This window comes from Kistimonas scapharcae, from assembly GCF_039540975.1.
In the GTDB taxonomy this organism is placed as follows: domain Bacteria; phylum Pseudomonadota; class Gammaproteobacteria; order Pseudomonadales; family Endozoicomonadaceae; genus Kistimonas; species Kistimonas scapharcae.
In genome coordinates this window covers 1-13,129 of record NZ_BAABFL010000395.1, presented here as the reverse complement: position 1 = coordinate 13,129, position 13,129 = coordinate 1, and the positions used below count along the sequence as shown (strand labels likewise).

The 13,129-nt window shown below is 53.7% G+C and carries 13 protein-coding genes; 2 read left to right on the top strand and 11 right to left on the bottom strand.

Features of this window, described 5'->3' with window-relative positions:
• Nucleotides 1-259: 259 nt before the first annotated feature.
• From nfo to ABD892_RS14700, 9 genes are all read right to left on the bottom strand, one after another.
• On the bottom strand, nt 260-1,102 hold the full coding sequence (gene nfo, locus ABD892_RS14740; RefSeq protein ID WP_345196617.1) for a deoxyribonuclease IV: 843 nt from the start codon (nt 1,100-1,102) through the stop codon (nt 260-262).
• A 65-nt stretch (nt 1,103-1,167) separates the two neighbouring features.
• On the bottom strand, nt 1,168-1,884 hold the full coding sequence (locus ABD892_RS14735; protein ID WP_345196616.1) for an LrgB family protein: 717 nt from the start codon (nt 1,882-1,884) through the stop codon (nt 1,168-1,170).
• The gene (locus ABD892_RS14730; protein ID WP_345196615.1) at nt 1,874-2,257 is read right to left on the bottom strand and encodes a CidA/LrgA family protein; all 384 of its coding nucleotides are present in this window, start codon (nt 2,255-2,257) and stop codon (nt 1,874-1,876) included. Before ABD892_RS14730 ends, ABD892_RS14735 begins: the two co-directional genes overlap by 11 nt.
• Nucleotides 2,258-2,761: a disulfide bond formation protein B gene (locus ABD892_RS14725; protein ID WP_345196614.1), complete on the bottom strand. Its 504-nt coding sequence runs from the start codon at nt 2,759-2,761 to the stop codon at nt 2,258-2,260.
• A 70-nt stretch (nt 2,762-2,831) separates the two neighbouring features.
• The gene (gene gshA / locus ABD892_RS14720; RefSeq protein WP_345196612.1) at nt 2,832-4,409 is read right to left on the bottom strand and encodes a glutamate--cysteine ligase; all 1,578 of its coding nucleotides are present in this window, start codon (nt 4,407-4,409) and stop codon (nt 2,832-2,834) included.
• A 14-nt stretch (nt 4,410-4,423) separates the two neighbouring features.
• The gene (locus tag ABD892_RS14715; RefSeq protein WP_345196611.1) at nt 4,424-4,873 is read right to left on the bottom strand and encodes a PaaI family thioesterase; all 450 of its coding nucleotides are present in this window, start codon (nt 4,871-4,873) and stop codon (nt 4,424-4,426) included.
• A gap of 162 nt (nt 4,874-5,035) precedes the next feature.
• Nucleotides 5,036-7,372, bottom strand: a complete 2,337-nt coding sequence (locus ABD892_RS14710) for a Tex family protein (protein ID WP_345196610.1) — start codon at nt 7,370-7,372, stop codon at nt 5,036-5,038.
• 106 nt (nt 7,373-7,478) lie between these two features.
• On the bottom strand, nt 7,479-8,360 hold the full coding sequence (gene hslO, locus ABD892_RS14705; protein WP_345196608.1) for an Hsp33 family molecular chaperone HslO: 882 nt from the start codon (nt 8,358-8,360) through the stop codon (nt 7,479-7,481).
• Nucleotides 8,360-8,554: a hypothetical protein gene (locus ABD892_RS14700; RefSeq protein WP_345196607.1), complete on the bottom strand. Its 195-nt coding sequence runs from the start codon at nt 8,552-8,554 to the stop codon at nt 8,360-8,362. The genes hslO and ABD892_RS14700 overlap by 1 nt, the downstream gene beginning before the upstream one ends.
• Before the next feature lie 51 nt (nt 8,555-8,605).
• On the opposite strand from ABD892_RS14700, the gene ABD892_RS14695 reads away from it, so the two are divergent.
• Complete coding sequence (locus ABD892_RS14695; protein ID WP_345196606.1) at nt 8,606-9,502, top strand: hypothetical protein; 897 nt, start codon at nt 8,606-8,608, stop codon at nt 9,500-9,502.
• A 104-nt stretch (nt 9,503-9,606) separates the two neighbouring features.
• Nucleotides 9,607-10,581 carry an alpha/beta fold hydrolase gene (locus tag ABD892_RS14690; RefSeq protein ID WP_345196604.1) on the top strand — a complete coding sequence of 325 codons (975 nt, stop codon included), beginning with the start codon at nt 9,607-9,609 and terminating at the stop codon, nt 10,579-10,581.
• Between the two features lie 99 nt (nt 10,582-10,680).
• Here the strand turns inward: ABD892_RS14690 and ABD892_RS14685 are convergent, their stop codons facing one another.
• Both ABD892_RS14685 and ABD892_RS14680 read right to left on the bottom strand, forming a co-directional pair.
• On the bottom strand, nt 10,681-12,720 hold the full coding sequence (locus tag ABD892_RS14685) for an SDR family oxidoreductase (RefSeq protein WP_345196603.1): 2,040 nt from the start codon (nt 12,718-12,720) through the stop codon (nt 10,681-10,683).
• Between the two features lie 147 nt (nt 12,721-12,867).
• Nucleotides 12,868-13,044 (bottom strand): AbgT family transporter, encoded by a 177-nt coding sequence (locus ABD892_RS14680; RefSeq protein WP_345196618.1) that lies wholly within the window; start codon nt 13,042-13,044, stop codon nt 12,868-12,870.
• Nucleotides 13,045-13,129 lie beyond the last annotated feature (85 nt).

The following is a 13,129-nucleotide window of genomic DNA, read 5'->3' as shown; positions in this document are numbered from 1 at the left end:
TCCGCTTTACCGTTTTTCACAACACCATCAATACTTCCACAGTGGGGGCATACAACGTCAATAACAGCCATAATCCAAAATACGTAGCATAACCATGATCGTTGACTGTTATATATACGTAATCAACGGATCTGATTCATGACCTTCTATTGGTGAGTATTTGATCGGGCAATACTGTTTTCATAGCAGCAATATGACAACAGTATTGCGATAAAGAACACCACGTAATTTGAGTCGCTTTGGCAAGCTTTTAAAGCTCTTATTTTTCCAGCATTTTCAACGTAGCGATTTCCTCTGGCCAGATGGATTCATCAATGGTTTCCAGTATCAGGGGAATATTGTTAAAACGTTCATCCTGCATGATAAATCGGAAGACTTCCAAGCCAATTTCCCCTTGCCCGAGACTGTGGTGGCGGTCTTTACGGGAACCAAGTTCCCCTTTTGAATCATTGAGATGCATACCCTCGAGGTATCCAAAGCCTACAGTATCAGCAAATTGCTGAAAGGTGGTTTTGCAGGCGCTTTCTGTTCTTAGATCATAGCCGGCAGCGAAGGTATGGCAGGTATCCAGGCAAACACCTACACGGCTTTTGTCTTCGACGTGCTCAATAATCTCGGCAAGTTCTTCAAATTGCCAGCCAAGGTTGCTGCCCTGACCTGCCGTGTTCTCAATCACGGCAATGACGCCTTCGGTTTTATCCAGCGCAATGTTGATGGATTCAGCAATGCGTAGTAGACATTCAGTGACACTAATTGTGCGAAGATGGCTGCCAGGATGGAAATTGAGACGATCCAGACCGAGTTGCATGCAGCGTTCCATCTCATCAATAAACGCCGTCCGAGATTTTTGCAGGGCCTCTTGCTCCGGATGACCAAGATTGATCAGGTAGCTGTCGTGAGGAAGAATTTGCGTTGGCGCAAAACCATAACGATCACAGCGTTCCCGAAACAGCTGGATGCTTTTTTCGGTCAGCGGCTTAGCCTTCCACTGTCGCTGGTTTTTGGTGAACAGGGCGAAGGCGGTCGCTCCGATGTTATGGGCGTTGACCGGTGCATTTTCCACACCACCGGCTGCGCTGACGTGGGCGCCAACAAATTTCATAAAAACAATAAAACCTGATTGTCGAAAAGATTAACTGTGATGGTATTGAAAACGATGACAGATGGTCAAAAAAGCAGATGGTAAATCAATGGCATGGCAATAGCTGTCAGTGCGCCGGTGAGTGCCAGGCCGAGGCTGGCAAAAGCGCCAGCGGTTGTACTGCACTCAAAGGCTTTCGCTGTGCCGACACCGTGCGCTGATAATCCTAACGTAAAACCGAGTACAGCCTGATTGTCGATACGCATGATTCTCATCAGTGGCACTGTCACCACGGCGCCAAACACGCCAACGCTGATCACCGTGCCAGCTGTCACAGAAACGAGTCCGCCCATGCTTTCCGATACGGCCATGGCAATGGGGGTTGTGACCGATTTCGGTGCGACAGACAACAGGGTTTCCATATTACCGCCTGTCAGCCAGGCAATGACGATGGCAGAAAGTGGTGCAACCGTGGCGCCAATCAACAGAGTTACAACAACGGCCGGAGCTTCTGATCGAATAGTGGGCAGTTGATGGTAAAGGGGCACCGCCAGGGCAACCGTTGCCGTGCCCAGAAGAATCGTGAGCAGTTCAGTGCTGTCGGCGTAGTCGCGGTAGTCCATCGGAAGATAATAAATGACTGTTGCAATCGGTATGGCAGCAGTTAAGACCGGGTGCAGAAGAGGAAATTCACCGGACTTGCGAAACAGCCATGCACTCAGTTGGAAAAAGCCCAGCGTCAGGGTCAATCCAAAGAGTGGGGTGCAGATAAAAGCCCGGATGGCATCGGTATCAATGGTCATTTTCAGAGACCTTTGAGATACCGTTATCAGGCTTGTAGCTGCCGCGCACAAGGTTTTTCATCACCAGCGCGGTGACCACAATCACAATCACGGTACCCAGGGAAACAACGGCCAGAATAGGTATGGTCTGGTTTTGGCTGTGGAGCAGGTAAAAGATGAAACCGGTCGCTGCCGGGACAAATAGCAGCGACATATGTCGTATCAAGTGACTGCTGGCCGTTGCCAGATCATCCGACAGAGCGCCAAAGAAGGGTAAAGAGAGAAACAACAGCATCATCCCGATCACCGCACTAGGCACGGGAACATGGGCGAAGCGGTGAATGGCTTCGCCCAGGCTTTGGAACAGGAAAAGGATAAACAGCCCTTTGATCATTTACCGTACGATATCCCGCTTACGAATCATTTCCAGCACACCGAACAGGCTATAGCCGATAAAGGCAATGAGGGTCCAGCCCGGGATCGACAGGCCAAGGAAGCGCCACTGAACTTCGGCGCAGTCACCGGTACCGCTGAACATGACTCTGATAAGTTCGTTCATGGGCAGGACATCGGCAAGGTATCCGATGCCCGGCATACAGGCTGGTGCTTCTTCCGGTGGAAGACCCTGCAGGTATAACTGCCGGATGGCCAGACCTGCGCCGACGATGGCAAAGGTCAGTATCAAGCCACCATAGACACGCAAGCCACGTCCGGCAGGGTTATGGATGGCTGCAATCAGAGAGGTCAGGCCGAGGATCAGGAAGGCAATTCGCTGGGTAATACAGAGCGGGCAGGGTTCCAGCATCATGACATGCTCAAAGAACATGGCCGTTGCCAGCAGTCCGATCACGGCAAGGAAAGCCAGTATATGCAGATGGCGTGACTTGGGAATCAGCATGGAAGCCTCGTTATATCCTTGTTTTGTTATTGGGCGACGAACGCAGCAGCCAAGTTGTCGCCAGTTGTGTTCAGTCGGCGAAGTATTGCGCCAGGAACGTGTCAAAGTCGATGGTATCCACTGCCTCAATAGCCTGCTGGTCGTGCAGGGATTGCTGGGCCAGCTCTGAGAAATATTCCATCCGGGACTGACTCAGCGGGATCTGTCTGAAGTAATCAGACTGGATCTCGGCCAGCTCTTGCGACATCTCAATGAAGCTATGGTTATGCTTTGACAGAGTGTTCAGCACTTGAGCCGATGGCGTACGTTCGCTGTTATTCAGCTTGCGGCGCTGTTGGCGAATACACATAGAAAAGTCACCGGTGCCGTGAATGCTGTCCATTAGCGCGGCGACAGGTTCCAGTTGATCCAGCAGTTCCAGTCCCCAGTCGGTCAGTGTGATGCTTTGTCCCAGCTGTTCCAGCATCAGACCGGGGCGACGCCCTTCATTGACGGTTTTCTCGAAGTTTCGGGCAATAGCCTTGCACTCAGCTTCTTCAATGGCTGGACTTTCCTGAAGGGCACAATACACCAGGAAAACATCCAGAAAGCGCGCCTGAACAGCATCAATACCCACAGGCAGGAAGGGGTTCAGATCCAGACAGCGCACTTCGATATATTCAACACCTCGTTCGCGCAGTGCAACGACGGGCTTCTCGCCTGAACGTGTGACACGCTTTGGACGAATCGGGCTGTAGTACTCATTCTCAATCTGGAGCAGGTTGGTGTTGAGCTGCAGGTATTCGCCATCTTTCTTGAGACCGATCTTCTCATACTCTGCGTAAGGCGTATGGATGGCCTGCCACAGGCTTTCAACGTAATCATTCAGATTGTTGTAGCAGATGTTCAGGGATGACTGGGCATTGTTGGTGTAACCCAAGTCGCTCATCCGCAGTGATGTGGCCCAGGGCATCAGCCGTGTGTTGTCACCGCCAGATTCCAGCGGGAGGCTGGCATCCGGATGCTGATCCAGGAAACAACGATCCATGGCCGGAGAAGCGCCAAACAGGTACATCAACAGCCAGGAATAACGGCGGAAATTACGAATCAGCGCAAAGTAGCCTTCGGACTGATAATCAACCAGCTCACGTGAATCATTGGCCAGTGTTTGCAGCAATGACCAGAAGGTGCCCGGTAACGAGAAGTTGTAATGAATACCGGCAATTGTCTGCATGGCCTTGCCATACCGATGTGCAAGCCCCTGCCGGTAGACATGCTTCATCTGACCAATATTGGAGGTGCCATACCAGGCAACAGGAATGTGTTCATCCCCTTCCAGCACCGGCGGCATGCTGGAACCCCAGATACTTTCCGAGGGATCCATTTTCTTGAGCGTGAAACTGTGCAGTTCCTCAAGAAAGGTGAGCGTGGCGCCAATATCCTGGTAAACCGGTGTAATGAATTCCAGCAGCGCTTCGGAATAATCGGTCGTGATATAGGGATGCGTCAGGGTGGCGCCAACACGTTCCGGATGACGAGTCTGCGACAGATGGCTGTCTGCCGTCACGCGCAGACCTTCTTTTTCGATGCCATGGCGGATCTGGCGCAGACAGTGGTGGTGTTCAGCCTTTTGCAGAGCCTGCAGGCGGCGTTCAAATATCTGGGACAAGCTGTAACCCTTGCTTAACGAGATTGATCGTCACTGGCCGGAATCAGTGCAAATGTAGCCAGTGCCCTGACCACAGGCTGACCGTCCTGCATCACGTCAGCTTCCAGCACTGCGGTGCGGGAGCCCAGATGGATAACACGGGATTCGCAGATCAGTTGGCCCTTGGTGACGGCTTTCAGGTAATTGATTTTACTTTCGATCGTTGCGGCAGCGAGATTGTCGGGCAAGCGGGAGTAGAGGGCAATCCCCATGCCGGCATCGACCAGAGAGAACAGTGCGCCGCCATGGACATGCCCGCGCATGTTGGCATGGAACGGCTGTATATCCATGGACAGTCTACTGCAGCCTTCGTCAGCGTCCAGAAAATCGATACCAAGATGACGGCTGTAGGCGCTGCCCTTATGGAGATTTTGCTTGCTTGGCGAAAGGTCAGCGCCTTCCTGTTGTTGGTTATCTGCAGCCATGCCCCGGATTCCGCAAACGCCGACCGTTGTTATTGGTGGTCAGTCGCTGTAAATGTCGCCACTATACTCTTCCGGGCAGGACTCTGCATCTCTGCAAACTAACCAGAAAGTCACCGGATCTGACAGCAAAAGGGAGGGATCTCCCTCCCTTTTGCCAGAGGGTCAACGGCGCAGTTTCTTGGCGTTGGCGAACAGGTCGGCGAAGGTGCCGCCGTTATCCGCTTTCTGCTTTTGTCCCTGCGGACGCTTGGCCTGGTTGGATGGGCGTGCTGCGTGAGGCTTACCCCGTTCCGCCCGCTGCTGCTGACGGTTCTCGGATTGGCCTTCGGCGGTATCCGACATCCGCATGGATAGCCCGATCCGACGTCGAGGTACATCAACCTCCATTACCTTGACCCGAACCACATCACCCGCTTTAACCACTTCCCGTGGATCTTTCACGAATGTGTTGGAAAGTGCGGAGATATGCACCAAACCATCCTGATGGACGCCGATATCCACAAACGCACCGAAGTTGGTCACATTGGTCACCACACCTTCCAGTTCCATGTTGAGCTTGAGGTCTTTGATGTCCTCAACCCCTTCCTGGAAGGCCGCTGTCTTGAACTCAGGACGAGGGTCACGGCCGGGTTTATCCAATTCACTGATGATGTCGGTGACTGTGGGGATACCAAAGGCCTCGCTGGTATAGTCGGCAGCATTCAGTGATCTCAGGAAGGCGGTATCACCGATCAGGGTGCGCAGGTCACGTTCAAATCGTGCAGCAATCGCCTGTACTACCGGATATGTCTCAGGATGTACGGCAGAAGCATCCAGCGGGTTCTCGCCTTTCATTATGCGCAGGAAGCCCGCGCACTGCTCAAACGTCTTGTCCCCCAGGCGAGGCACGGATTTCAGCTGGTTACGGCTGGTAAATGCGCCGTTCTGGTTGCGATATTCAACGATATTGTTGGCAATGGTCTGGTTCAGGCCTGCAACCCGTGCCAGCAGCGCGCCGGAGGCCATGTTGATATCGACGCCAACCGCGTTTACACAGTCTTCCACCACGCCATCCAGGGAACGTGCCAGCAGTGTCTGGCTGACATCGTGCTGGTATTGGCCGACACCAATGGATTTGGGTTCAATCTTGACCAGTTCCGCCAGCGGATCCTGCAGTCGACGGGCGATGGATACCGCGCCACGGAAGGTAACATCCAGGTCCGGGAATTCTTTCGCCGCGGTTTCAGAGGCGGAGTAAACGGATGCGCCCGCTTCACTGACTACAACCTTGGAAAGGTTTAGTTTGGGGAACTGCTTGATCAGCTCAGCCGCAAAGCGATCAGTTTCACGGGAGGCGGTGCCGTTACCAATGGCAATCAACTCAACGTTGTGCTTCAGCACCAGCTTGGCGATAGCGGCCAGGGACTCATTCCAGCGGTTCTGGGGGACATGGGGGAAAATGGTGGTGTGATCCACCAGTTTACCGGTAGCGTCAACGACGGCGACTTTAACGCCTGTACGCAGACCCGGATCCAGTCCCAGTGTGGCTCTTGGGCCAGCCGGCGCAGCCAGCAGCAGGTCGTGCAGGTTCTTGGAGAAGACCTTGATGGCTTCCTCTTCCGCGGCTTCCCGCACACGCGTCATCAGTTCAGCTTCCAGATGAGGTAGCAGTTTGACACGCCAGGTCCAGCGTACGACTTCACCGAGCCATTTGTCTGCAGCCCGGCCTTCATTCTTGATCGACCAGAAGCTGGCTACCATGCTTTCACAGGGATGCGCCTGGGTACGGTCTTCTGCACCTTCTACCGTGATGGAAGCTTGCAGGAAGCCTTCGTTGCGGCCGCGGAAAATGGCCAGTGCGCGATGTGACGGTACCTTGTTGATCGGTTCGTCGTGCTCGAAATAATCGCGGAATTTAGCGCCTTCCTGTTCCTTGCCGGCGACAGCGCGGCTGCTCATGCGACCTTCTTCCCACAGGAAGTCGCGCAGTGAGCCCAACAATTCCGCATCCTCGCTGAATTTCTCCATGAGGATGTACTTGGCGCCGTCCAGTGCTGCCTTGGTGTCCGCAACATCCTGTTCAGCATTGATGTATTGGGTGGCTTCCTGTTCCGGATCCAGGGTCGGATCGGCCAGCAGGCCTTCTGCCAACGGCTCAAGACCCGCTTCACGGGCAATCTGTGCCTTGGTGCGGCGCTTCGGTTTGTAGGGCAGGTAGAGGTCTTCCAGCCGGGTTTTGGTATCCGCTTCTGTGATGGCCTTTTCCAGTTCCGGGGTCAGTTTTTCCTGCTCACGGATACTGTTGAGGATGGTCTCACGGCGCTCTTCCATTTCCCGCAGGTAACGGAGACGCTCTTCGAGGGTACGCAGCTGGGTATCGTCCAGGGCGCCGGTGATTTCCTTCCGGTAACGGGCGATAAACGGAACCGTGGCCCCTTCATCCAGCAGATTGACCGTGGCGGTGACTTGTTGTGGTCGTACATTCAACTCTGCAGCGATGCGCTGAAAGATGCTCTCCATGGGGTACTCTTTGGCTACATCCGAATAAAAAAAGGGCATTATACGCCAGTCGATAGCTGACGTCGTTCACCCCTTGCTGTTCTGTCAGTGATCCCGTAACCGGTGATCAGTGCAATGTTCGCGGGCTGGTTTGCCTGGGTGCCAGCAGGTCTGCCACTTCGTCTGCCGAGAAGCTGTAACGGGTGTTGCAGAACTGGCAATCCATATTGATTTCACCTTGTTCCGCCAGAATATCTTCCAGCTCCCTGCGGTCAACGGTCTGCAGGGCAGTAGCCGTGCGCTCACGGGAGCAGGTGCAACGGTAGCTGACCGGTTCGGCGTCAAACAGCCGGATATCCTCTTCGTGGAACAGGCGGTGCAGCAGCGTCTCTGTTTCCACTGATAGCAATTCTTCGTCTGTCAGGGTATGCGCCAGGGTAGTCAGGTGCGACCAGCGCTCTTCACGAACTTTTTCGTCCTTCTCGACAGTTGCTGGCAGAGCCTGCAGCAGGAAACCGCTGGCGTTGTCGCCGTCAGAGGCCAGCCAGACGCTGGTAGGCAGCTGTTCAGACTGCTGGAAATACTGGGCAAAGCAGTCAGCCAGAGTTGGATGTTCCAGCGGCACAATGCCCTGGTAGCGCTTGCCCTTAACAGGATCTACCGTAATGACCAGCTGGCCGTCGGGCAGCAGCGCCTGAAGATCGGCATTATCAGCCGGTTCTTCTTTCCAGCGGGCAATGGCACGGAAAGTGCGCTGGTCGGTGCATTCAACCATCAGCACGGAGACGGGTCCGTTGGAGCGCGCCTGCAGGCTCATGGTGCCCTGAAACTTCAGGGTTGTACTCAGCAGGACGGCCGCTGCCGCTATTTCACCCAGCAGGCTACGGATGGCCTGCGGGTAGGCATGGGGCTCAAACGCTGCCTGAAGGCTGCTGCTGAGTCCGACACGTTCACCGCGAATATCGGTGTTTTCGAAAAGGAAGCGCTGGGCTGTATCCGGGATAGTCATTAACGCAGTGTGTTCCAAGAAAAAACAGTAATCTGGTGGCGACTGGTGGCGACTTCAAGTCTGATGACAGTCTTCCCAGTGGTGCGGGAGAGTATAACGCCAACTGTCCGGATCATCACTGACGGGAATCGTTCGTAGGCTGGCAGGCTTGCAGGGCTGTAATAGGAGGATTCTTCCATGCACGGTGATTCCATGTACTACACTCCAGTGCCTGTGGTTGGCTGTATTTTGGAGAGGGTGTTGTCATGCGGTTTGATGTTTCTCCAGCCGTGCGCTGTTCCGGTTTCTGGCGATGTTGCCTTGCGGTGTCGGTGATGTTCTGGGCCGGGCTTGCAGGTATGCAGGTGGCGCTTGCATCGGGAACGAATCTGAACCAGGAAGAGAGTATCCGGCAGGATGATCTGGAAGCGCTGGAAGGGCATCTGGTGATTCGCTTTTCATCGGCCACAATGGCGGGGTTGGATTCGGTTGCCGGTGAAACCGTGAAAACGATTTCCGCAGCGCTTAGTCATCGCGTGATTACGGAGCTGTCTGACAGCAGTCTGGATGACCTGTTTGTACTCAATGACGACACTCGACTAAGCATGGTGGCGCCCTTGATGCTACAGGGACCAGATGAAAGTCATGCAATGATCAGCGCGAATCTGATGATTCAGAATAGGGGGCAGGATGCCGTCATGGAGCTGCCTTTGTTGATGGATGGGCAGCTTGATGTTGATCAAAACCAGTCTTATGTGTTCACGGTGTCTGCGGTGAGTATTCCTGTAACTTGGGCATTGGGTCAGAAACTGGTCGAAGATGAAGATAATGGCGGTCATAAACAGCCCGCCAGATGGCGAGGAGAAGATGGGATAGAGCGGACGGTGGTTTGGCGGGGGAGAGAGTCAAGAAACTTTATGCCCGGCATGCCCGCGCATCCCATGCCTTACCATTCGCCACAGCAGTTGCATATTCCCTTTACGCCCATTCCCAAGCCGCCGCTGCCAAAAAGCTCGCCGTTGCCTGAACCACAAGGTGTCTTCCCGGAAGACAGCAAGCAGTCTCCATTCTCATCCTCCCCGAAACTGGATAAGCCTGCCGATAAACCGGAATTTAATTCTGACGGTGTGTCCTTTCCGTCACATCATTCCCCATTTTCATAATGGTGTTATCAACTGGGCACCAAGCCGGTTAAAATAGGCCGGCTTTTTATTTTCCATCTGACTTGTCAATCTATCACCCAATAACAATAAGAGGTTGGATGCCCATGACGACGATACGCCTGAAAACATTATTTGGTATTCCCTTTCTATTCAGTTTGCTGTTGTTAACGGCCTGTACCCGGCAGGATCTCTATCAGACGGCCATGTCACTGGAACGTCAGCGTGCGGGATTGGCACCTGCTGAAGTAGTTATGGATGACCTGACAGTGGCTTATCTGGCGGGTGGCAATCCTGACGGTGAAACCATCCTGATGGTGCACGGATTTGGCGCCAACAAAGACAACTGGGTCAGACTGGCAGGAAAACTAGAGAACCAGTATCGCATCATCGCACTGGATCTTCCCGGGCATGGTGATAGCAGCGCACCGTTGGAACTGGATTACCGCATGCCTGCTCAGGCTCAGCGTATCGCTGACTTTATCCAGACATTGGAGCTGGGCCAGGTCCACTACATGGGAAACTCCATGGGAGGCTGGATCGGCATGGAATTGGCGAGAATCCAGCCTGACGTCCTTAATTCACTGGTGTTGCTGGATAATGGTGGTGTCGAGCCACCTAATGCCAGTGAGTTTCAGCATTTGCTGGAGCAGGGTGAAAACCCTCTGATTGTGAATCAGCCCGGTGATATGGAGAAACTCCTGTCATTTGTAATGACGGATCGCCCGTTTATTCCCTGGCCTATTACGTCTGTATTAGAAGAGCAGGCACTGGCGCGTGAACCGGTAAACGAGAAAATATTTGATGACCTGCTGCGCTCACGGGATGAGCGTCTGGAAGGTATTCCACAATCAGAGTGGTTGGCGGCCATCACCACACCGTCACTGATTATCTGGGGAGAAGATGACCGGGTACTGGATGTCTCCAGTGTCAGTGAAATGCAGAAATATATGCCAACGACTGAAGCGGTGATCTTTGAAGAGATTGGTCACTTGCCCATGATCGAAGATCCTTCCGCCGTGGCTGAGGCATTCCTCGCGTTTGTCGAGAAACAACCTTCAGGTATTTCCCAAAGCCAGTGATCGCTGATCATCGTCGGTGCAGGAAGCATGCTTGATAGGCCAGTGCCCAACAGGGCACTGGCTTTTGGTTTTCTAGTCAATGGTGTTATAGCGTGTGGATTACCAGTGAACACCTTTCAGCAGGTTGACGAGTAACTTTTGTTCAGCCGATGGACGCTGCGTATTGCTCCCTTCTTCTTTCTTGCCTTGTGCGGCGGCTGATTCCGGGAACATATTGAAACTGGCGTTCATCAGCAGTTCGCTCAGCACGGGCATGGTTTCGTGGAGTGCCAGCCCCATCAATCCCATCCGGGTGGCAATCCGCTTGGGTTTGCGCACCATGGCTTTGATGATCAGACCGGCAGCTTCATCCGGCGTCAGGGTAGGGACAGATTCATACATCTTGGTCGGTGCAATCATGGGGGTGCGCACCAGCGGCATGTTAATCGTGGTGAACTTCACCCCTTTGTCCGCCAATTCGCTGGATGCACAGCGGGTAAAGGCATCCAGTGCGGCCTTGGAGGCGACATAGGCCGAGAACCGTGGACTGCCCGCCAGAACACCGATGGATGAGATGTTGATGACCTGACCGCACTGCTGGTTTTCCATCCCGGGCAGGAAGCCCATGATCATGCGCATGGCACCGAAATAGTTGATATCCATGCAGCGTTCGAAATCATGGAAACGGTCGTAGCTGTTGTTCACGGAGCGTCGGATGGAACGACCGGCATTGTTGACCAGAATATCAATCCCGCCTAGTTCCTCGTTGATCTGCTGGATCATGGAATCGCACTGTTGAGCGTCGGTCAGATCAGCGGTCCAGGTCCAGACCTTGCCTTCCTGTTCACGAATAATGCGGGCAACCTCGGCCAGCGATTCCTCATCACGGTCAACCAGTACCAGACGGGCTGACGTGGTGGCCAGTCGTTCCGCTGTGGCACGACCGATACCGGAGCCGGCGCCGGTGATCAGAATTGCTTTATCTGCTACAGCCTTGTCGATGTTTTCGGTGGTCAGACGTTCTTCGTTCAGGTGATTTTCCCAGTAGTCCCAGATAACCCGGGCATACTCACGCAGAACTGGCAAACGAATGTTACTGCCTTCAAGGGCCGCATCGGTGTTGGTGCGATCAAAGTGGGTGGGGTAATGCAGGAAGTCCAGTGCTGCATCCGGTATTTTCAGGTCGCGGAGTACGGCCTGGGACACCTTGGTAATGGCCGGCATCCGGTACAGGCTCTTGAGCAGCATGGACACGAATGGGCTCACGAAACTGGAATCCACCCGCAAGGCCATACGTGGCGCACCACCGGCAGAAGCAAAGATATTGAGCAGTTCTCCCAGTCGCTGCGGGTTCGGATCGGTGATGTGGAAGCACTGGTTGTCAAAACCTTCCTTGTGGGCGATATGGTCGATACTGTCGACCAGATAATCCACAGGCACCATGTTCAGCCAACCACCTTCCAGGCCAATGATGGGCAGCCACTGGGGCAGGGAGTTGCGCATCTTGCGGATGGCGTGGAACAGGTAGTAAGGGCCGTCAACCTTGTTGATTTCGCCGGTTCTGGAGTGACCGATGACCATGGCCGGACGGTAAATGCGCCATGGAATGGTGCAGTCATTGCGAATCACCCGCTCGGCCTGATGCTTGGTTTTCAGGTAGGGATTGTTGAGCGGGCCGGCTTCTTCCAGCATGTCTTCCGTGAATGTGCCGTCATACAGTCCTGCGACAGCAATGGAGCTGGTGTAATGGAAGCATTTTGCCTTCAGGTTTTCGGCACAGGCCATCGCGTGGCGAGTACCTTCCACATTGGCGTGGATCTGGCTTTCTTCATCGGCATTGATGTCGTATATGGCGGCCAGATGGAAGAAATGGTCAATCTCACCTTTGCCCTTGAGCTTGGCAATCTGTTCGTCACTCAGCCCCAGCTTGGGTTGGGTAATGTCACCGATGAGTGTGTGAACCCGGCTAGGTGCGACATTCCAGTGATTGATCAGCTGGTCTACCTGAGCCTGCTCACCATCACGAATCAGCAGATGAATAGTGGCGCCACGGGTCAGTAGCTTTTCCACCAGAAAACGGCCGATGAAACCAGTGCCACCGGTGATGAAGCAGGTTTCTCCACCGATACGCGCCACGTTGGCAGGGGGTGTTGTTTGCATTACTTCCTCGAATGGGGATTATTCGTCGTTGATTTTTCGAGGAGAGTTAATACCACTACGACATAGCCGATGTGTTGATCAACATCAGGGCAGGGGCATCCGTGAACGGGAATATTGTCTGTATAGTGTCAGTTTTAAGGTGACCATTCAAAACCCCAGGGGGATTCCCAGCTCAAAAAACAGTATGAGTAGCAGGGTCCAGATGGTCAGGAAGCAGACGGAATAGGGCAGCATCAGGCCGATGAGATCCCCCATGCTGAATTCCGGTGAATATTTACGAATGAAGGCAAGAATAACCCCCGCATAGGTCATCATCGGGGTAATGATGTTAGGGGCTGTTGACGTTTCATTGAAAGCCTTGAACCAAGCCTGAAAATCCGCAGTATGTTGCTACCGCTCATGCTTTCAT